The organism is Achromobacter sp. UBA4530, from assembly GCF_002388205.1.
In the GTDB taxonomy this organism is placed as follows: Bacteria; Pseudomonadota; Gammaproteobacteria; order Burkholderiales; family Burkholderiaceae_B; genus Achromobacter; species Achromobacter animicus.
On the sequence record NZ_DGMA01000038.1, the window covers coordinates 1 to 20,141 of the forward strand.

Below are 20,141 nucleotides of genomic sequence, written 5' to 3' on the forward strand. Positions count from 1 at the left end.
GGCTGTCCCGAAGCCTACGGGCACATGTAACGCCTGCGAACGCACTGGCCGGCCAAGCCTTCCGTCGGGAATGGCCTACGCGCCGAAGCCTACCGCGACAGCAAAGCGGCCGCTTGCCGGCGGCGGCGATCTGGCTGCCGTGCCGTTGCGGCTCGACCAGCCGCGTACCCTACGTGAAGGGTATCTCTATGTGCTGCTCGACAAGCGAGAGTGGCAGGCTTATCAGGTGACGCCCGAAGGGGCGCTGCGTCAGTTCAACCCATTTTCCATGCCGCGGGCAGCCCCAGAGCCGCTGAGCGAAAGATGTATCCACCGCGACCACGACGTCCCGGCTTCGTTCATCAACATCGACACCAAACTGTTTAAGACCGCGTGGATAGCGTTCTCCAGCGATCCGTGGTCCGACAGCGTATTGAATCGCTATCTCCACAGTTTCGCGGGCGAAAGGTCGCCAATGGCCGCCCGGTTTTACGAGCTTGACTTGCAGACTGCCCGGAACGATCCCGCGAGCGTAGGCATCGCGATGATGGAGCAGAGCCTTCAGGTCGATCAGCATGTGCTGGAATATGCGACCCCGACCATTGGGGATTTTGTCAGCGTGCACGGCTTTTGCTCGCGCAATCATCGCTTGAACGCCCTGGAGGGTTTCGTCCGGACTCAGACACAGCGCGAGCAATTGCCGAATGGCGTGTTGGCGTTGGTCCTGCCGGACCCGGTCGGGATGGTCCAGGAAATCAATCATCAGCGCCTGGGTTGGCTAAGGGAGCGGCAGGCTTACGAGGCAGACCCGCTCAACAACTACAAATTCTTCACGTCCGAAAGCCTGAAGCGCCTGCGTGAACTCTGCAAAGTGGCCGCGGACAACGCCATTGCCCACAGTCCCTATGCTTACCACAGTGGAACGGCGGGGCCGCCGGTATTCGGCGATCCCGTCCGCGAGCGAGCCGAACAGGTCGAGCACAAGGCTGAGAAGCTGCTTGCGCGCCTTGATGAGAGATACGACGAAGCTGCGCGCGCCAGTTGGGAGAGGGCGTTCGAAGCGCACAAGGCGCGGTTGCAGACGCAAGTGGACAAGCTGGCCGAACTCTACACAGACCAGATCCTCAACAACCCGATGTTCCGTCTGGCGGAGCACCATGACTACGATGCGCAGAATGCGTACTCAGTAGTGGGTTACATCCGCACCATGGAGCTGTGCCTGAGCGGCGGCATTACCGAAGCAACACCTAAACAAGATTCCGAGGGCAACATTCAGCCCGTCACCGGGCCGTCGGCGCGCGCGTGGGAAGCCTGGATCAAAAAATCACCGCAATAGATGGGGTGGAAACGCGCTTTCTTATTATTGAGGGGAATACAAAACTCAAAAGAAAGCAGGATATCGACCAGGTGCGGCTCTCCTTGGAATATTTTCCAAATATTCACGATTCGGAAGTCGTGGCCAGTGTGGAAGTGGTGGAGGTCAAGTGATGAAAGGCGCCAAACCACTACTCGATGATCCAACTGACGGCTGGAGGGCCGATCTGCCGTTGCCACAAGTTGCCCCCTCCGGGCCGTTATTTCCCATTGGGCGGCCTCCGAATTTCGCGAACGACAAATACTTGGAATTAAGCGCGACAAGGCGAGGGAATCGTACCGTCTTGCTCTTTTTCTCTCTCGTAGTGTTGGTTACGGCACTGCTGTCCTTGATCTATTTTTTTTGCGTCAGACTCATAGGCGCAGATGTTGGAGTCTTAGCCCTGCCAACTTTCATGACCGCTGTATCCATTGGCGCGGGAATCGGGGGAATAGGCATGTTAAGAGCGAGTATATGCCCGCCTAGAGACGAACCAATCCGCTTCAATCGCAAGCGCGGCAAAGTCTACCTGTATCGGTTTCACCGCGGCGGCCCGATAAGCCGCAGAGGTTGGGGCGTTTGCCCTATCGTCTTCAATTGGGCAGACCTTCGAGCCGAATCCTGGAGTCGTATGGCCCCGAGCCCCAGCGGTGTGCCGTTCTTCGCTTGGGGCGTTGACATCGCCGTAGTCGCGCCGGACACCAATCACATCGTCGACCGTTTTCAACTGGCAGGCAGCAATGCCAATGGCGAACATATGTGGGCGATGGCGCGCGCGTTCATGAACCAGGGACCCGGGGCGCTGCCGAAGTATTCGAACCCACCGCGCGACTGGAACAATTACGTACCGGCGTTCGACCCGGGCCTGCGACTGGCGCCGAAAGTTCAGTGGCCCGCTGATTTGGATCTCGAGTCGCGCACCTGGCCGTGAGGCCGTTAGCGGTTCACCAACCGGCGGACGTCCCTGAAAGCGTGAGCGAGCAGGAGCGACGTTGTCCTATCCAAGTACCCGGGCCGATTCAGCTTTTGCCTCTGGCAACACCATGCATATCCCGAAGTCTGAGAAAGCCTCAGCCTAAAGCGCGTCGACCTCGGGTAAGCGCCTTTCCCTCATCCAGATGCCCTAAGACTCGCAAGGATTTTGTTGTCAGACCATAAAAGTTTTTCTCTTTGCGCAGGCGAGAGTTTGCGAACATGCGTCTAAAGCTTTCCAGCCATAGGAACGCATCGGGAGACAACCATGATCTGTACGCATGCCGCGCGCAAGCGCGTCAACATCGTCGCTGCAGCCTTCATCGCAGCTGCCGCATTCGCCGTCCCCAGCCTTGCCTCCGCGCAGGCCGCCGACAGCTATCCCAGCAAACCCATCCGCCTGATCATTCCTTACCCGCCGGGAGGCGCAACCGACGTTATCGGACGCATCGTGGGCCAGCGCCTGAGCGATGAGATCGGCGGCCAGGTTGTGATCGAGAACCGGGGCGGCGCTGGCGGAAACATCGGCGCTGCCGAGGTGGCGCGGGCTCAGCCCGACGGCTATACGCTCCTGATGGGCGCGCTGACCTCGCACTCGGTCATGGCGACCCTGGAGAAGGACACGATCCCATACGACCTGCGCAAGGACTTCGCGCCCGCCGGCGTGGTGGGTTTCGTGCCGCTGGTGGCCGTGGTCAATCCCAAGCTGCCGATCAAATCGCTGTCCGAACTGGTGACCTACGCCAAGGCGAATCCGGGAAAGCTCAACTTCGCCTCGTCGGGCGCCGGCGCGCCGCAGCGCATGGCGATGGAGCTGTTCAAGCAGATCGCGGGTGTCAACATCGTGCACGTGGCTTATCGCGGCAGCGGTCCGGCCATGACCGATCTGGTCGGGGGACAGGTCGAAACGATGACCGAGACGGTTCCTGCTGCAATCTCGTTCATCAAATCTGGCCAGTTGCGCCCGTTGGCCGTGCTGACGCCGCAGCGCGTTTCGATGCTGCCGGATATTCCCACTGCCGAGGAGCAAGGGTTCAGCGGCTTCAACGTCAGTTCGCTCTTTGGCGTGATGGCGCCGGCGGGCACGCCGGCTCCTATCGTGGCCAAGATCAATAAGGCGCTGACCACGGCGCTGGCCAAGGACGATGCCAAGGCCCAACTGCTGCAGCAGGGCGTTTACGCTGACGCGCTGGATGTGGAAGCGTCGAAGGCCCGGCTGAACGCCGAGATCGAGCAGTGGGCAAAAGTCATTCGCGAGGGGGGCATCACCGTCAACTGACGGGAAGCCCCGGCCGCGCAATGCATCCTCAGACGGCCCAGCAGGCGCAGCCCAGCGCGCCCCAGAAACCCTTCAGGTCGGAAACGGGCAGCTTGCTGGCCCAGGCCCCGGCGTGCTGGTGGCCGTGGACATTGCAGTCGTTGGCGCACGCGCAGGCAGCGGCCGCCTCGCGCAGGGTGGCCTGCAAAGGCTTGCCCTCGCTGTCGCCCCAGGCGCCGTAGCCGCCGAACAGGCGCGTGGGCGACCAGTCGGGCATGGCGGGCGGCGGGGCGGCCTCGTCGTGTTCGGAAAACTCGCCTGCGCCCCAGACCACCTTGCCGCCCACGACGGTCAGCAGGCTGCTCGTGTCGGCGATGTCGGATTCGGGGCACGAGAAGAAGTCGCGATCGGGCACGATCAGGTCGGCAAGCTGGCCGACGGCGATGCGGCCCTTTTTGCCCTGTTCGTTCGAGAACCAGGTGACGTTCTCGGTCCACATGCGCAGGGCGGCGTCGCGGTCCAGGCAATTGCGCTGCGGGGTCAACCGCAGGCCGCCCACCGTCTTGCCCGTGATGAGCCACGACAGCGACACCCACGGGTTGTACGAGGCGACGCGGGTGGCATCGGTGCCCGCCGACACGTTGACGCCTTTTTCAAGCATGCGCTTGACGGGCGGCGTGGCCTCGGCGGCACCGGCGCCGTAGCGCTCGACAAAGTATTCGCCCTGGTAGGCCATGCGGTGCTGCACGGCCACACCGCCGCCGAGCGCGGCGATGCGGTCGATGGAGCGCTCGGAAATCGTCTCGGCGTGGTCGAAGAACCAGTTCAGCCCGGCCAGCGGAACGTCCTTGTTCACGCGTTCGAATACGTCGAGCGAGCGCGAGATGGTCTCGTCATAGGTGGCGTGCATGCGCCAGGGCCAGCGGTTCTGCGCCAGGATGCGCACGACTTCCTCGAGATCGCCTTCCATTTCGGGACCCATCTCGGGGCGCGGCTGGCGGAAATCTTCGAAGTCGGCCGCCGAAAACACCAGCATCTCGCCCGCGCCGTTGTGGCGGAAGTAATCGGTGCCTTGCTTGTACTGGGAGGTGGCCGTCCAGTTCAGGAAGTCTTCCTTTTCCTGCTTGGGTTTCTGGGTGAAAAGGTTGTAGGCCAGGCGGATCGTCAGTTGACCGGCGTCGGCCAGTTGCTGAATGACCTGATAGTCCTCGGGGTAGTTCTGGTTGCCACCGCCCGCATCGATGGCGCCCGTGACGCCCAGGCGGTTCAGGTCGCGCATGAAGTGGCGCGTGGAATTGACCTGGTATTCGAAGGGCAGCTTGGGCCCCTTGGCCAGCGTGGCGTACAGGATCGATGCGTTGGGCTTGGCAAGCAGCAGCCCGGTTGGGTTGCCGGCCGAATCCCGGACGATTTCGCCGCCGGGAGGCGCGGGCGTGTTCTTGTCGTAGCCAACCGCGCGCAGGGCGGCGGCGTTAAGCAGGGCGCGGTCGTACAGGTGCAGGATGAACACGGGCGTATCGGGCGCCACCGCGTTCAGTTCCTCGATGGTGGGCAGGCGTTTTTCCGCGAACTGGTGTTCGGTGAAACCGCCGACCACGCGCACCCATTGCGGAGCGGGCGTGATGGCGACCTGGCGGCGCAGCATGGCCATGGCGTCGGCCAGGCTGGTCACGCCGTCCCAGCGCAGTTCCATGTTGTAGTTCAGGCCGCCGCGGATGATGTGCAGGTGATTGTCGATCAGGCCGGGCAATACGCCCCGTCCGTTCAGCGCGATGACGCGGGTGGCCGGGCCGGCCAGGGGCAGAATGTCGCTGGCGGCGCCCACACGCGTGAAACGGCCATCCTTGATGGCGACCGCGTCGGCGACGGGGCTGGCGGGGTCCAGGGTCGTGAAACGGCCCTGATGCAGGATGAGGTCGGGGGCGCCTTGGCGCGCGGGATCCAGGGTGTCAGCCATTGCGCTTGTCTCCACATGCATCGGCGGGTTGTTGGGCGGTGTCGGCGGACGCCTTGGGGCAGCTGGGCAATTCGCCGAACATATGCGGTTTTACCTGTTCATGGATGAAGGACGTGCGGGTGGGCTCGTCCGCCAGCAGGCGCTTGACCAGCGGGGGAATCTGTTCCCCAGCCAGGATGCCCAGCAGGCCAACCAGCGCGATCACCGGTGGCGCCGGCGATCGCACATTGAAAAGGGCGTAGATGATACCGACCAACAGGCCGAGACCCAAGGAAACGAGGTAGACCTTCATTGGCGCGCTCCTGTCAGCCTTCGTGGGCGTTGAACATGGACTTGGCGTAGATGATGCCCAGGCCATAGGCGCCGCCGAACTTCCGGGCAATGCCGGTCGTCATGTCGTAGGTGTCGATGCGGGCCCAGTCGCGCTGCAATTCCAGCAGGTACTGCAACGCGGTGACCGGCTGGCCGCCTGCCTGAACGATACGCTCAATGGCACGGTTATGGGCTTCGGCGGACACGTCGCCGCAGGCGTCGGTGATCACATAGACTTCAAAGCCCTGATCCAGCGCCGACAGGGCCGGACCGACGATGCACACGCTGGTCCACAGCCCGGCAAGCACGATGCGCTTCTTGCCGATTTCATTGACCTGCTTGATGACGGCGGCGTCTTCCCAGGTGTTCATGGACGTGCGGTCCAGCAGCGGCCGGCCGGGGAACGGGGCGGTGACTTCCTCGAACATGGGGCCGGAGAAGCTTTTTTCGGCAACCGTCGTCAGGATCGTGGACACGCCGAACCCGGCGGCCGCATGGGCGACCAACGCGGCGTTGCTGCGCAGCGTGACGGCGTCGATGGAATGGGTGGCGAACGCCATCTGCGACTGGAAGTCGATCATGATCAGCGTGTGATCGTGCGGGGACAGCAGCTTGGCGCCGGGAGCGGGGGTCGCAATGACAGGCACGGGTGATTCCTTCGGTTGCCGGGGTGTGAGACCCCGGCAATGTGCCAGCCGCCCGGCGGGCCGTATTGAACGATAGTCCGCCGGTTTGAAGATTGTGATCGCGGCGGGCGATCATTTCGGCAAAGACGGTCTGCATAGGCCGGGCGCATCGGCGAAACGCATTGCCGAAACGGTGTATCGCCACGGGCGCGTCGCTCGGTTACGCTGCTTCGGTCCCGGCGCGTCGCAACATTTCCTTTTCGGAGAATCCCATGGGCATGGCTTTCCAGAACGACCTGCACGACGACTTCGGCATGCGGCCGGCCGCCTACATACCCTATGGCGGTGCCGATCTGGGGGAAATGCTGGCGGTGGGCCGGGCGGTGGGCGACGGGGACGACACCGCATTCTTCGAGGCCTGGATGGCGGCGGGTGATCGGTTGACCGCCGAGGCGCAAGACGCCGAACGCCGCAACCTTGTCGCCAGCGCGCGTGAACTGCACTTGCGAGCCAGCGCCTTCTATTGCACGGCTTACCGGCCGCTATATGGCGCGCCGACAGATGCACGGTTGCTGGCGGCCTTTCGCAAGCAGATCGCGGCTTTCGACCGAGGCCTCGCGCTGTCTGCGCATCCCGTCATGCCCGCGTGCATCCCGCTGGTCGGCGCGAATATGCCGGCATATCTGATTCCGGCTGTCGGCCACCACACTGACGTCAGGCCGCTCGTCATCTTCACCAACGGTTATGACGCCACGGTGACGGATATGTATTTTGCAAGCGCCGTGGCCGCGTCGCGCCGGGGTTATCACGCCCTGGTGTTTGACGGGCCAGGGCAGGGCGGCATGCTGTACGAACAGGGCGTGACAATGCGGCCCGATTGGGAGACGGTGGTGGGCGCCGTGGTGGACTACGCGATCACGCTGCCTATCGTGGACCCCAAACGCATCGCACTCAGCGGCTGGAGCCTGGGCGGCCACCTGGCGCCACGCGCGGCGTCCGGCGAACCCCGGCTGGCGGCCTGCATTGCGGACCCGGGCCAACGTAGCCTCGCGGGCTCGTTCCGGCCGTTGGCCGTCAAGCTGGGCGCCAGCCCGGAAAGCGCGCAGAACCTGGGTGAGGTGGACCAGCCCGTGATGGACCGCCTCTGGCAGTTCGTCACGGCCAGCCCCGTGCTGACGTGGAAGGTGGTGCAGCGCGGCTTCTGGGTGCACGGCGTGGACAATCTGCGTGACTACCTGCGAGCAATCGAGCCGTTCACCCTGGAGGGCCGGGTCGACCAGATTACGTGCCCGACGCTCATGACGCTGGCCGAAAACGACCCGTTGGCGGCTGGCACGCTGCAGTTCTTCGACGAGTTGCGCTGCCCCAAGACGCTGCTGCGCTTCACCGCGCAGGAGGGCGCGGGGGATCACTGCGAATCCGCGAACCGCTCGCTGTTGAACCGCCGCGTGTTGGACTGGCTGGACGGCGTGCTGTAGGGCGGACCGGGCCGCGCCCGCCGCGCTGCCTATAATTGCACCGATCCCCGCTTTTAAGACGGCAGTCCTGCCGTGCCTCATGTCGACCTTGCCTTTGCGCGTGCTGTCGGTGATTCCACCGATGACGCAGCTGAATACCCCGTACCCGTCCACCGCCTACCTGACCGGCTTCCTGCGTTCGCGCGAGGTCACCGCGTATCAGGAGGATCTGGCGCTTGCCCTGGTGCTGCGCCTGTTGTCGGCCGACGGCCTGCGTGCCATGGCGCAGCGTATCGACGCGCTGCCTCTTGAAAAACACACGCAACCGATCCAGGCCTTCGTCGCCATGCAGGCGCGCTATCTGGCGACCATTGTCCCGGTGATCGGCTTTCTGCAAGGCCGCGATCCCACGCTGGCGCACCGCATTGCCGGGCGCAACTATCTGCCGGAAGGCCCGCGCTTCAGCTCGCTGGACGTCTATCTGGACGAGGATGGGGGCGATCCGCTGGCGTGGGCGTTTGGCGCGCTGGGCCTGCAGGACCGGGCCAAGCATTTGGCCACGCTGTATCTGAACGACCTGGCCGATGTGCTGCGTGACGCCATCGACCCGCGCTTTGAATTCGTGCGCTATGCCGAATCGCTTGCGGGCAGCCAGCCGACGTTCGACCCGCTGGCAGAGGCGCTGGCTGCACCGATGAACCTGGTGGACGAGACGCTGCGCGAACTGACGGATGCGGCGCTGGCGCGTCACAAGCCGACGATGGTTCTGCTGTCGGTGCCGTTCCCGGGCGCGGTGTATGCAGCCTTTCGCATCGCGCAGGCCATCAAGGCGCAGGACCCCACCATCGTCACCGTGCTGGGCGGTGGCTTCGTCAACACCGAGCTGCGCGAACTGAAAGACCCGCGCGTGTTCGATTACTTCGACTTCGTCACCCTGGACGCTGGCGAGCGTCCCTTGCTGGCGCTGCTGGAGCACGTGCAGGGCAAGCGGTCGCGCCAGCGGCTGGTGCGCACGTTTGTGCGCGATGCGGACAGCGGCGCGGTGCGGTACGTCAACTTGGTTGAACCGGACGTCGCGTTCGCCGAAGTGGGCACGCCCACGTGGGACGGCCTGCCGCTGGATCGCTACCTGTCGCTGCTGGACATGCTGAACCCGATGAACCGCCTCTGGAGCGACGGCCGCTGGAACAAGCTGACCGTCGCCCACGGCTGTTACTGGAAGAAGTGCAGCTTCTGCGACGTGGGGCTGGACTATATCGGCCGTTACGAGGGCGCATCCGCATCCGTGCTGGCCGATCGCATTCAGACCATCGTGGCCGAGACCGGGCAGACCGGCTTTCATTTCGTGGACGAAGCGGCGCCGCCCAAGGCGTTGAAGGCGCTGGCAGCCGAGCTGATCGAGCGCAACGCCGGCATTTCGTGGTGGGGCAACATCCGCTTCGAAAAGACCTTCAGCCCGGAACTGTGCGAACTGCTGGCCGACAGCGGCTGCATTGCGGTGTCCGGTGGCCTGGAGGTTGCGTCGGACCGGCTCTTGAACCTGATGAAGAAGGGCGTGTCGATCGACCAGGTGGCGCGCGTGACGCGCGCGTTCAGCGATGCTGGCGTGCTGGTGCACGCCTATCTGATGTACGGCTTTCCGACGCAGACCGTGCAGGACACGGTGGACGCATTGGAGTACGTACGCCAGCTATTTGAGAATGACTGCATCCAGAGCGGGTTCTTTCACCGCTTCGCCTGTACGGTGCATTCACCCGTCGGCCTGAATCCGGACGAATACGGCATCACGCTCAAGCCCTTGCCTGACGTCACGTTCGCCAAGAACGACGTGGGCTTTCACGACCCCACGGGCGTGGATCACGACGCGCTGGGCAAGGGCTTGAAGAAGGCCATCTACAACTTCATGCACGGCATCGGCCTGGAAGAGGACGTGCGCAGCTGGTTCCCGTTCAAGGTGCCGCGCACGACGGTGGCGCGCAATCGCATTGCGCGCGCGCTGAGCCAGCGGGGGTAGTGGTCCAGGCCTGGCTTGCGTCGTTACAGCACGAAGCCGCCATCCGCAGTCAGGCTGGCGCCCGTGATGTAGCCGGCGTCGGCCCCCGCCAGAAATGCCGCAAGACCCGCGATTTCAGTCGATTTGCCCATGCGCCCCAGCGGAATGCGGGGAATAAGCTGCGCCGTCCATTCCGCCGTCAGGTCCGTCTGGATGGGACCCGGCTGGATGTTGTTGACCGTGATGCGGCGTGGTGCAAGGTCCAGCGCCGCGCCGCTGACCATCGCGGCGACGGCGGCCTTGGTCATGGCGTAGACGCTGCTGCCGGGCGAGCCGGTCCGGATGGCGGTGTTGCTGCCGATGGTGATGATCCGTCCGCCGTCGCGCATGTTGGCGGCCGACGCCTGGATGGCCAAAAACACGCCGCGCACGTTCACTGCCAGCATCTGGTCCAGCTCGTCGAGCGGGACTGCGCTGATCGGGTTGGCACGGTAGATGCCGGCGTTGACGACAGCGACACTCAGCGGCCCGAACTGTTGCACGGCGGTATCCACTGCGCATGCGATGGCTTGCGGGTCGGCGCTGTCGGCTTCAATGGCCAGCGCGCGACCGCCGCTGGCCTCGATGGACGCGACGACCGCGTTGGCGCTGTCCGCGCGGCTGGCGTACGTTAGCGCCACTGCATAGCCGGCTTCCGCGAGCCTAGCGGCAATGGCGGCGCCGATGCCGCGGGAGCCGCCGAACACGAGCGCGGCGGGGGATTCAAGGGGTGGGATTTGTTCCATGATGTGCACCGTTTTCAGTAGGTGCTTGCATCATCCCGCTGAACCCGCGCCCGTGCATCACCGGATTCAAGTCGCAGTGTGTGCGGCAGGAATCGCGGATACATGCCGGTACGATTCCCCCTGCTTGCGCGCGTTCCGGCCCGCCGTGCTGGCGCAAAAACGTGCGGAATCTGCGGCTTGATGCCGCCCCTCAGGCCGTCGGCGGCGCGTCCGGCACGGTGTTCAGCAAGGGCTCGGCGGCCTCGGCGCCGTGTACCGCGTTGGTCAGATCCTCGGTCATTTCGTGGTCGAGCGCGCCCTGGATCAGGTCATCGGTCACGCGCAGCTCCACCCCCACCGGCGACATCTGCGCGGCGGCAGCAAAGGGCGCCACGGGGGCGGGCGCGGGACGCTCGTTGCGGCGCCAGACAAAGAACGTGACCAACCCCAGGTTCAACAGCGCAAAGCACCAGAACAGGCCCGCTTCGCCAAACTTCGCCATCACCGGCGAAATCGCCAGCGGACTGAGCGCCGATCCCAGCGAGTTGATCAGCAGCAGCCCCTGGATCATACGCACCAGCGCGTCGGCCGGCGCGCGGTCGGCCGCGTGGCTGACGGCGACCGGATAGATCGCAAAGACGCCGCCGCCCAGCAGGAACAGCAGCGGCATCAAGAAGGACGAGCCCGGCGGCAGCATCAGGATCAGCAGGCTGAGCACGGCGCAGAATACGGCCAGCGCGATCAGCACCACCTGCCGGTCTCGCAGATCCGACCAGCGTCCCACCGGATACTGCAGCACCATGGCGCCCAGAATCACCGCGCCCATCATCTTGCCGACCTCGGCAACGTCCAGGCCGATGCGCTGCAGATAGAGCGGCAGCAGTGTGTAGACCGCGGCAATGGCCACGCCCGATCCAAAGCAACCCATCACGCCGGTGGGCGTCATGCGCGCCAGATGCTGCGGCAACAGCGGCTCGACGCGTTCCACCAGCGGCGACACGCGCGGAATGATCACCATCGGCAGCACGGACAGTGACGCCAGCAGGCCGGCCACCATGAACGGCGCCATGTCGCCCAGCCGCGTGATCGCGCCCAGCTCCAGCTGGCCCAGCATGCCCGAGCCATACAGCGCGATCATGTACAGCGCCAGCAGACGGCCGCGCATCTTGGCATCGCCCGCCAGCAGCAGCCAGCTCTCGACCACCAGAAAGACGCCGACGCTTGCCCAGCCGTTGATCAGGCGCAGCATGAACCAAGCCTCGCGATTGAAGATCAGGCCCTGCAGCAGCACCGTCACGGCGATCAGGGACGCAAAGCTGCTGTAGGCGCGGATATGGCCGATGCGCAGGATCAGGCGGTCATTGAAGATCGCGCCCAGGGTCAGCCCGATGAAGTACGACGACGAAATGATGCCGACCACCGTGGCCGATTCGCCGGCGGCGTCCAACTGCAGGGTCGTGAGGGAAGAGATGAAAGCGTTGCCGATGCAGACAACGAACAAGCCAAGTAGGGGCCCGAGCACCAGGCCCAACAACTGCCGAGACATGAAATCCTCGATTTCCAGAACAGCAAAAGCATCCGGTGCGACCGGACAAACGATCAATGGGTTTGGGGGAATGCGTCATGGTTCGCCTGGCTTGGGAGGGCAATGCCATGCGCTTGGGCGCGGGCCGGGTGCTCGGGGCACGCTCGGCGGGAATCCGGCGCGGATTGTAGCGCTTGTTGGCGGGCGGTCCGGCGGGACAAATTTGACCCTTGCCGTGCTACGCAGGCTGATCAGCGTCGATACAGTGTGCGGACGGCCCGTTGCATTCGAAGGAGATGACAGCATGACAAGAAAGATGCCCGCAGTGACGAGGCCTCGCGCCGCGCCGGCCGATTATGGCGCTTTTCACGGCGGCATCGTGGCACTGCTGGATGCCGCGCGCCAGGCGGCGGCGCGCAGCGTCAATGCACTGATGACGGCCAGCTATTGGGAGATTGGCCGCCGGATCGTCGAAGCGGAGCAGAAGGGCAGACGGCGGGCCGGCTACGGCGAGCAGTTGTTGGAACGTCTGTCTGCTGATCTGACGGCCCGATTTGGGCGGGGGTTCGGCGTCAACAACCTGGAAAGCATGCGACGCTTTTTTCTTGCGTACCCCGAGCCAAAGATTTCCCAGACACCGTCTGGGAAATTGGAGAACCAGGCGCCTTGCGACAAATCCCAGACGGCGCCTGGGATTTTTAGCCTCTCCGAACTCTCGCAACGCTTCACGCTTCCTTGGTCTGCCGTGCTGCCAGATGCCGAACTGCTGCAAAAGGAACTGGAAAACACGCGGCGTCTCCTTGAGTCGCGTCGAGCCAAATTGCTCGGCATTGATGCCTCCGGCTGACATCCTCTCTGTGCGGCAGCGCACTACGTCAGCGCCATGCCCCCGTCCAGCCGCAGGTTGGCGCCTGTGACAAAGCTGCTCTCGTCACTGGCCAGATACAGCGCGGCACGCGCCAGTTCGTCGGAGCGGCCCATCCGGCCCAGCGGAATGGCGGCGGCCATGGCGTCGTCCAGCCCCGCGCGCTGATCAGCGGGCAGTCCCAGCTTTTCCAGGATGGGCGTATCCACCGGGCCGGGGCTGATGACGTTGACGCGGATGCGCCGCGCCTTCAGTTCCAGCGCCCAACTGCGGGCCATGGCTTCGATGGCGGCCTTGCTTGCTGCATAGACGGCATGGCCTTCCAGCACCTTGGCGCTGGCAATCGAGCTGACCAGGATGATGGACGCGCCGTCGTTCAGTACGGGCAGGGCTTTGGTCACGCCAAAAAACACCCCGCGCGTGTTGGTTGCGAACTGACGATCGTAGTGTTCGACGGACACCTGCGCCGACGGCTCCAGAATGGCGACGCCGGCGTTGGCCAGGTAGATGTCCAGGCCGCCGAAGCGTTGCCGGACGTCGGCGACCACGCGCTCGTGCGTGTCCAGATCGGCCACGTCCCCCGTGATACCCAGCGCGTCATGGCCGATGGCGCGCACGGCTGCGTCCACCGCGTCCTGCCGGCGGCCCAGGATGACGACCTGCGCGCCGGCCTGGGCGAAGGCGAGGGCGGAAGCGAGCCCGATGCCGCTATTGCCCCCGGTGATGAGGGCGACTTTTCCCTGTAGTTGGGTCATGGCTTTTCCAGAAAGATGAAGGAAAGGCCACTCTATCTATTCCAAAAGGCGTTAAATAGGGAGTTTCTGTACAAGCACCTATTCCGCAAGGTCATCAATGGACATGCCGCCTGACGTTTCCGCGCTGGTTGCCTTTGCCACTGCCGTCGAGGCCGGCTCCTTCAGCAGCGCCGGCCGGATCCTGGGCACGTCGCCTTCTGCCGTGTCCAAGGCCATCGCGCGGCTGGAGCGGCGTTTCGGCATCCGGCTGTTCCAGCGGTCTACGCGAGTGCTGTCGCTCACACCCGAGGGGGCGGCCTACTACGAGCGCGTGTCGCCGCTCCTACGAGCGCTGGATGATGCCAGCGAGGTCATGCAGCCGGCAGCGACCGCGCAAGGGCGCCTGCGGATCACGGCGCCCGGCGACCTGGGGCGCCTGCTGATGACGCCCATCGTCAACCGCTTCCTGCCCGCGCACCCGGACTTAAAGCTGGAAATGAGCCTTGCCGACCGGCATGTGGATCTGATCCGCGAAGGATTCGATCTTGCGATCCGCGCGGGCCGTGTCGCGGATTCGGAACTGAACGCGCGGCAACTGGCGCAACTGCCACTGACGCTGGTGGCGTCGCCTGCGTATCTGAAGCGGTGTGGCACGCCGCGCAGCATCAGTGATCTGCCGCGCCACGCGCACGTGCGATATCTGCTGGCCGGAAGCCCTTTTCCCATCACGTTCGCATCGGGGGAGGTGGTGCGCCCGGAGGGCGTGTTCGACATCGACGACGGCACGGCGCTGCGCGCGGCTGCGTTGGGCGGCCTCGGCATTATCCAGATCCTGCGGCTGGCGGTCGCCGACGACCTTGCGGCCGGGCGGCTCACCGAGGTGCTGCCCGAGGCGCAATTGCCCCGCGTGCCGGTGTCCGTGCTGCACGCTTTCGGCCGCCACGCGCCCATGCGGGCGCGGCTGTTCATCGAATTCATGGCGGATCAGCTGCAGTCGCTTGCGTAGCGTCATCCGAGCGAGCGCAGGACGTGTGGCGGAATTAAAACAGGTCCACATCGAATCGTTTGCGCGAGCGCAAATTCTTCGCGCGCCGGGTTGACCACTGCCGTGTTAACGATATTTTTCGTAAGATAAGCGCCTATCATTCTCATTTGCATTGAACTTGAGGGCGTGGAAAGTGTCTGAGGAAAAATTGTTTTTGATGGATTCGCGGGTAGCGCGAATCGCCCCTGGCGTGGCGCTCACCCTGATGTTGCCGTTGCACGCGGCGTACGCGCAGGACGCGCAGCAGGCGACGACGTTGCAGCCGGTCACCGTGACGGCGGGCGCCTTGGGCGACGGGGACCTGCCGCCGGTCTATGCCGGGGGGCAGGTCGCAGAAGGCGCGCGGCTCGGCCTGATGGGAAACCAGTCCGTCATGGACACGCCGTTCAACGTCACCAGCTATACGTCCGAACTCATCAAGAACCAGCAGGCGCGCACGCTGGCCGACGTCATGGCGAACGATCCGTCCGTGCGCTTTACGACCTCCAGCGGCCACGCCTACGAAAACTTCCGCATCCGGGGCTTCGACGTCAACCAGAACGATGTGGCGATCAACGGCATGTACGGCCTGGCGCCCATGGGCCGCACGCCCGTGGAATTCGTCGAGCGGGTTGAAGTGCTGAAGGGGCCCAACGCGCTGTTCAGCGGCATGGCGCCCAGCGGCGCGGTGGGCGGAACGGTCAATCTTGTCACCAAGCGTGCGACCGACACGCCCACGGCCACGTTCGGCGTGGACTGGCTGTCCGATGGGCAACTGGGCACCACGATTGACGCGGGCCGGCGCTTTGGGACCCGCAACGAATGGGGCGCGCGCGTCAACGGTTCGTTCAGCGACGGCGCCACCACGCTGGACGGCCAGTCCAGAAAGCGCGAATTCCTATCGGCTGGCCTGGATTACCGCGGCAGCGCGCTGACGGCGTCCATCGACGCCTACCACAGCCAGGAATCATTCACGGGCGGCACGCCGGCCATGTTCTGGTTTGCGAGCCCGGTGGTGCCGGTGGCGCCCGATCCTCGCATCAATCAGTTCAGCACCGCCTACGGCAGCATCCAGAGCAACGCCGTCATGGGTCAGGCCGAGTACCGCTTCAATGAGCACGTATCGGCGTTCGCGGGCGTGGGCCGGCGTGACAGCGACCAGTCCGGCCTCATCAACGGCACGCACGCCCGGCAGATCCAACCCAACGGCGATTTCACCGGACAGATCGTAGGCCAGCGCGCCTACACCGACGCCACTACCGCAGAGGGCGGCTTGCGCACGCGCTTCAAGACGGGAAGCGTGGGCCATGAACTCGTGCTGCAGGCGTCCTACCTCAAGCTCGAGGACGGATCGGCCACCGGTCCGGCATCGGTGTTCCGTTCCAACATCTACAACCCCATCACGCCGGTCATGCCGGCACTGCCGGGCAGCCCGCCCAAAACCAGCGAGAACACGCTGACCAGCCTGGCGCTGGTCGACACCATGTCGTTCCTGGACGACAAACTGCGCGTGACCGGTGGCGTGCGCAACCAGCGCGTGAAGACCAGCAACTTCGACAAGACCGGCAAGACCACGGCGCGCTACGACGAAGACGCCGTGACGCCAGCCGTGGCCGTGGTTGTCAAGCCGTGGGGGCCCGATCTGTCGTTCTACGCGAATTACGTGGAAGGCCTGAGCAAGGGCGACAGCGTCACCGACACCACCGCAACCAACTTTGGCGAAGTCTTTGCGCCCTACAAGACCAAGCAGAAGGAGCTGGGTGTGAAGTGGAACGCCGGCACCTTCACCAACACGCTGGCGCTCTTCGAGATCGAAAAGCCGATGCTCGTGACCGAAGGCTCCACCACCCAGCCCACCTATGCGGACGGTGGCGAAAAGCGCGTGCGCGGCGTCGAGTGGAATACGTTTGGCGAGATCGCGCAGGGCGTGCGCGTGCTGGGTGGCGTCACGTACACGCAGGGCACGCAGGTCAAGACTTCATATGGCCGCTACAACGGCAATACTGCCGTCGGCGCGCCGCGCTGGCAGGTCAACACCGGGGTGGAATGGGATACGCCGTGGGTGCCTGGCCTGACGCTGACCGGACGCGTCCAGGCGACGTCGCGCCAGTACGCGGATTCGGCCAACAACATCGAGATCCCCGGCTGGGGCCAGGTCGACCTGGGCGCGCGCTATGCGACGAAGGTCAATGGCCGCGACGTGGTGCTGCGCCTGAACGTCAACAACGTGTTCAACAAGTATTACTACGCGGGCATCTTCAGCGACACCACGCCCATTGCGACGTTGGGGCCCGCCCGCAGCGTCATGGCGTCCGCCGCCATCACCTTCTGACAGGCGGCCTGCATGGCGTCCGCCGCGCCCTCCGTTCCGGCGATCGGGGCGTGCGGCGGACCCAGACATCATTCATTCCGGGGTGACCATGCCAGTCCTCATCCTTGTCAGCTTGACTGCCGTGTGCATCGGCTGCTTCTGCATCTATCGCGCATCGCCCAACCAGCAATGGGCAAGCGCCCCGTGGCCCGCCGCGCCCGCCCGCACGGCAGGCATTGCGCTGCTGGCGTTGGGCGGCTGGGGGTGCCTCTACGGATTCACCGTGGTCACCGCGGTGTTCGTATTCTGTACGGCGCTGATGCTGTTCTTCTGCCTGATTCCGCATCTGGGCGTATTGCGTCGGATGTACGGCAGAGGCATGCCCGGAGGAGTACGCGATGACGCCCGCTAAGCCCGCGCCCATCCGCCGTGACTGGGTCTCAAAGACCCTGGCCGGCACGTTGTTGGGATTCGCGATCGCCCTGGGCGCCAGCGCGCTGCTGGCCGCCTTGACTTCCGCCGTACCGCTTGCGACGCGCTCGCAGCTTGCCATGTGGCTGGTGCCGCCCGTGTGGCTGGGCATCGCGTCCACCGTCTACTTCTTCGGCAGCGGTCTGCGCGCCTGGTGCTGGCTGGGCGGGATCTGCCTGGCGCTGTACGGCGGCCTGTACGCGGCCGGCGCGTTATAAGCAGGAGGATCGCCATCATGCGAGCCGACTACATCCGCATCTACAAATCGGTCCATACCTGGACGGGCATTCTGACCGGCATGGCGCTGTTCATTGCGTTCTACGCGGGCGCGCTGACCCTCTTCAAGGAACCTATCGCGCGCTGGGCGTCGCCGCGGCCGGACGTGGCGATGGCGCCGCTTGAAACCGCGCCCGACCTGATCGCCAAGACGCTGGCGGCGCGGCCCGACGTGGCCAAGGGCTTCACCATTCATCTGCAGCCCACCGAGAACGTGCCTGCGCGCATGGCATGGGAAGTGCGCGACCCGCAGGCCGACGACCATGACGAATCATCCGTGCGGCATTATGTCGCCCGCCTGGACGCTGCCGGCGCCGTGCAGATCGGCGAGGCCGAGCCCAGCGGGCTGGGCAATTTCATCGACGTGCTGCATCGCGTGGTCGGTTTGCCGACGGACAGCGACCCCAACCGCTGGTTCATGGGCGTCGTCGCGTCGCTGTATGCGATTGCGCTGGTGTCCGGCGTCATCGTCCTGCTTCCTTCGCTGGTCAAGGACTTCTTCGCGCTGCGGGTGGGCAAGAACCGCAAACGCATGTGGCTGGACGCGCACAACGTGGTGGGCATCATCTCGCTGCCTTTCCATATCGTGATGGCGCTCAGCTCGGTCGTGTTCGCGTTTCACGATGGCATCTACGACATTCAGGACCGGCTGATGTATGGCGGCAAGCTGGAATCGGTGTTCCAGCGCGGCGGTGGCGCTCCGTCCGACGCCGCGCCGCGCGATCCGTCCGCCATGCTGCCGCCGCAAGAGTTGCTGCAGCATGCGCGCAGGCTGTCGCCATCGTTCGATCCCATTGCGCTGCAGTACACGCAGGTGACCGCGCCACGCGCCATCGTCCGCATCTGGGGCAAGGACCCGGCCGCGGTGTCGCCCCGCGCCCGCGGCGGCTTCGTGGCGATGGACCCGTACAGCGGCAAGGTGCTCAACACCGACTACCTGCCGGGTCGCCAGGATGCGGCCAACCTGTGGGTCAGCAGCTTCTTTGCATTGCACATGGCGTCCTTCGGCGGCGCGGCGGTGCAGTGGTTGTATTTCCTGCTGGGGCTGGCGGGCGCGTGGCTGTTCTACAGCGGCAACCTGCTCTGGATCGAGTCGCGGCGCAAGCGCGCGGACCGGCGAACCGGCGCGGTGCCGGTGCAGCGGCTCGACACGCGGTTGATGGCGTCCGCGACAGTGGGCGTGTGCCTGGGCAGCGTGTGCGGCATTTCGCTCATGATGGTCGCCGCCAAGGGTTTGCATGGGCACGTCGCCGACTTGGACATGTGGATCAAAGGGCTGTACTACGCGGCGTTCTTCGCGGCCATTGTCTGGTCGTTCGTGCGAGGCGGTGCAGCGGCGGCGGTGCATCTGCTATGGCTGGCGGCCGCGTTCACATTGGCAATTCCGTTGACCTCACTGTTGGGCGTGGTGGCGCCGTCAACCGGCTTGTGGGCGCACTCGTCGGCAGCAACGCTGGGCGTGGACGCGACCGCGCTGGCGATGGCGCTCGGGTTCACATGGATGGCGCGAGCCACGCAGCGACGGCTGGCGCACGGCGAAGCAGACAGCGCGTGGGCGCTCCGGCGCTCGCGCCCCGGGGCGGACACCACAGCTGAAACGCACGCTTGAGCGCCGGGCCGGGCGCCCGGCGCCTCATACAAGAAAAAAAAACCGCGCGCTCTTGCAGATTTTTAGTCTCTGTGCCCGGCGATCCAATCCTCGTCAAAACATGAATACCAGACAGATCTGATTCAGTCAGAGTATTTGTGCTCAATGTTTATTCGGAAGGGTTTTCTAGCATTGACCCCTGATGCAAACGTCCTGCGTCGAGCGCGACCAATTGAAATTGGCTGCGCCGCTCCCGGTCCACTCGCTGGGCGTGATGACGACGCGGATTTATCAGCCAATCCAAGCAGGGGGGAACATGCGTTGCGGGTGCGATTCTGTGGAAAGCGGCGTGCATGCGGTTTCAAAGGCAACCGGTCACGCAAAAATAAAGAAATCCATATCCGTTGATCGCGGGAACGCCGGTCCAGGTGCTTTCAGACACCGCCGTGCAACGTGTTTCATCGCGAGCGTGGCGTTGCTGGCGCCGGTTTCGGCGCTGGCGGACATTATCGGTGAAAGCGGTGTCGCCGGCGTGGGTGGCACATCCGGCATGCGCGGCGGCGATGGCGGCGCCGGGCACACCGCTGTCGTTATCACGGACACCACGCCGTTCGAGAACGCGGAACGTCTGATCGGCGGCGCGGGTGGCGGTGGCGGCGGTGGCGGCGGGGGCGG

17 protein-coding genes and 2 pseudogenes are annotated in these 20,141 nt (G+C 64.7%); 13 read left to right on the forward strand and 6 right to left on the reverse strand.

What is annotated here, in order from left to right:
- The 4 genes from B2W22_RS24235 to B2W22_RS24250 all read left to right on the forward strand — a co-directional run.
- Positions 1 to 1,315: T6SS effector BTH_I2691 family protein (locus tag B2W22_RS24235; protein WP_286939820.1), on the forward strand; the 1,315-nt coding region annotated here is incomplete at its 5' end.
- Positions 1,282 to 1,467 (forward strand): hypothetical protein, encoded by a 186-nt coding sequence (locus tag B2W22_RS24240; RefSeq protein WP_286939821.1) that lies wholly within the window; start codon positions 1,282 to 1,284, stop codon positions 1,465 to 1,467. The genes B2W22_RS24235 and B2W22_RS24240, both read left to right, overlap by 34 nt.
- Before the next feature lie 323 nt (positions 1,468 to 1,790).
- Positions 1,791 to 2,264, forward strand: a complete 474-nt coding sequence (locus B2W22_RS28475) for a DUF6708 domain-containing protein (protein WP_349679468.1) — start codon at positions 1,791 to 1,793, stop codon at positions 2,262 to 2,264.
- A gap of 309 nt (positions 2,265 to 2,573) precedes the next feature.
- A complete protein-coding gene (locus tag B2W22_RS24250; RefSeq protein ID WP_218344032.1) occupies positions 2,574 to 3,584 on the forward strand; it encodes a Bug family tripartite tricarboxylate transporter substrate binding protein in 1,011 nt (336 codons plus the stop codon).
- Positions 3,585 to 3,612: 28 nt separating this feature from the next.
- Here B2W22_RS24250 and B2W22_RS24255 read toward each other — a convergent pair whose 3' ends face one another.
- The 3 genes from B2W22_RS24255 to B2W22_RS24265 are packed head-to-tail and all read right to left on the reverse strand — an operon-like array spanning position 3,613 to position 6,479.
- A complete protein-coding gene (locus B2W22_RS24255) occupies positions 3,613 to 5,520 on the reverse strand; it encodes an amidohydrolase (RefSeq protein ID WP_286939826.1) in 1,908 nt (635 codons plus the stop codon).
- Entirely contained in the window at positions 5,513 to 5,812 is a 300-nt protein-coding gene (locus B2W22_RS24260; protein ID WP_056561574.1) for a XapX domain-containing protein, read from the reverse strand. The genes B2W22_RS24255 and B2W22_RS24260 overlap by 8 nt, the downstream gene beginning before the upstream one ends.
- A gap of 13 nt (positions 5,813 to 5,825) precedes the next feature.
- Positions 5,826 to 6,479 carry a hydrolase gene (locus tag B2W22_RS24265; RefSeq protein ID WP_175136389.1) on the reverse strand — a complete coding sequence of 218 codons (654 nt, stop codon included), beginning with the start codon at positions 6,477 to 6,479 and terminating at the stop codon, positions 5,826 to 5,828.
- A gap of 251 nt (positions 6,480 to 6,730) precedes the next feature.
- Here B2W22_RS24265 and B2W22_RS24270 point away from each other — a divergent pair, with 251 nt between their 5' ends.
- Both B2W22_RS24270 and B2W22_RS24275 read left to right on the forward strand, forming a co-directional pair.
- Entirely contained in the window at positions 6,731 to 7,936 is a 1,206-nt protein-coding gene (locus B2W22_RS24270; protein ID WP_286939828.1) for an alpha/beta hydrolase family protein, read from the forward strand.
- Positions 7,937 to 8,015: 79 nt separating this feature from the next.
- Positions 8,016 to 9,929, forward strand: a complete 1,914-nt coding sequence (locus B2W22_RS24275; protein ID WP_286939830.1) for a B12-binding domain-containing radical SAM protein — start codon at positions 8,016 to 8,018, stop codon at positions 9,927 to 9,929.
- Between the two features lie 23 nt (positions 9,930 to 9,952).
- Here the strand turns inward: B2W22_RS24275 and B2W22_RS24280 are convergent, their stop codons facing one another.
- Together B2W22_RS24280 and B2W22_RS24285 are read right to left on the reverse strand one after the other, a co-directional pair.
- The gene (locus tag B2W22_RS24280) at positions 9,953 to 10,693 is read right to left on the reverse strand and encodes an SDR family oxidoreductase (RefSeq protein WP_239212789.1); all 741 of its coding nucleotides are present in this window, start codon (positions 10,691 to 10,693) and stop codon (positions 9,953 to 9,955) included.
- A 190-nt stretch (positions 10,694 to 10,883) separates the two neighbouring features.
- Positions 10,884 to 12,218: an MFS transporter gene (locus B2W22_RS24285; RefSeq protein WP_286939833.1), complete on the reverse strand. Its 1,335-nt coding sequence runs from the start codon at positions 12,216 to 12,218 to the stop codon at positions 10,884 to 10,886.
- Positions 12,219 to 12,501: 283 nt separating this feature from the next.
- Between B2W22_RS24285 and B2W22_RS24290 the strand changes: the two are divergent.
- A pseudogene (locus B2W22_RS24290) lies at positions 12,502 to 13,005 on the forward strand (DUF1016 N-terminal domain-containing protein); the annotation flags it as partial.
- A gap of 62 nt (positions 13,006 to 13,067) precedes the next feature.
- Here B2W22_RS24290 and B2W22_RS24295 read toward each other — a convergent pair.
- Positions 13,068 to 13,817, reverse strand: coding sequence for an SDR family NAD(P)-dependent oxidoreductase (locus B2W22_RS24295; RefSeq protein ID WP_286939835.1), 750 nt, complete (start codon positions 13,815 to 13,817; stop codon positions 13,068 to 13,070).
- Positions 13,818 to 13,920: 103 nt separating this feature from the next.
- On the opposite strand from B2W22_RS24295, the gene B2W22_RS24300 reads away from it, so the two are divergent.
- The 6 genes and pseudogenes from B2W22_RS24300 to B2W22_RS24325 form a co-directional block, all read left to right on the forward strand.
- A complete protein-coding gene (locus tag B2W22_RS24300) occupies positions 13,921 to 14,802 on the forward strand; it encodes a LysR family transcriptional regulator (protein WP_286939837.1) in 882 nt (293 codons plus the stop codon).
- Positions 14,803 to 14,998: 196 nt separating this feature from the next.
- Entirely contained in the window at positions 14,999 to 17,152 is a 2,154-nt protein-coding gene (locus B2W22_RS24305; protein WP_286939840.1) for a TonB-dependent receptor, read from the forward strand.
- 88 nt (positions 17,153 to 17,240) lie between these two features.
- Positions 17,241 to 17,543 carry a hypothetical protein gene (locus B2W22_RS24310; protein WP_286939841.1) on the forward strand — a complete coding sequence of 101 codons (303 nt, stop codon included), beginning with the start codon at positions 17,241 to 17,243 and terminating at the stop codon, positions 17,541 to 17,543.
- Positions 17,530 to 17,820, forward strand: coding sequence for a hypothetical protein (locus B2W22_RS24315; RefSeq protein ID WP_239212797.1), 291 nt, complete (start codon positions 17,530 to 17,532; stop codon positions 17,818 to 17,820). The genes B2W22_RS24310 and B2W22_RS24315 overlap by 14 nt, the downstream gene beginning before the upstream one ends.
- A gap of 17 nt (positions 17,821 to 17,837) precedes the next feature.
- The gene (locus tag B2W22_RS24320; protein ID WP_286939842.1) at positions 17,838 to 19,487 is read left to right on the forward strand and encodes a PepSY-associated TM helix domain-containing protein; all 1,650 of its coding nucleotides are present in this window, start codon (positions 17,838 to 17,840) and stop codon (positions 19,485 to 19,487) included.
- A 181-nt stretch (positions 19,488 to 19,668) separates the two neighbouring features.
- Positions 19,669 to 20,141: pseudogene (locus B2W22_RS24325) on the forward strand (hypothetical protein); the annotation flags it as partial.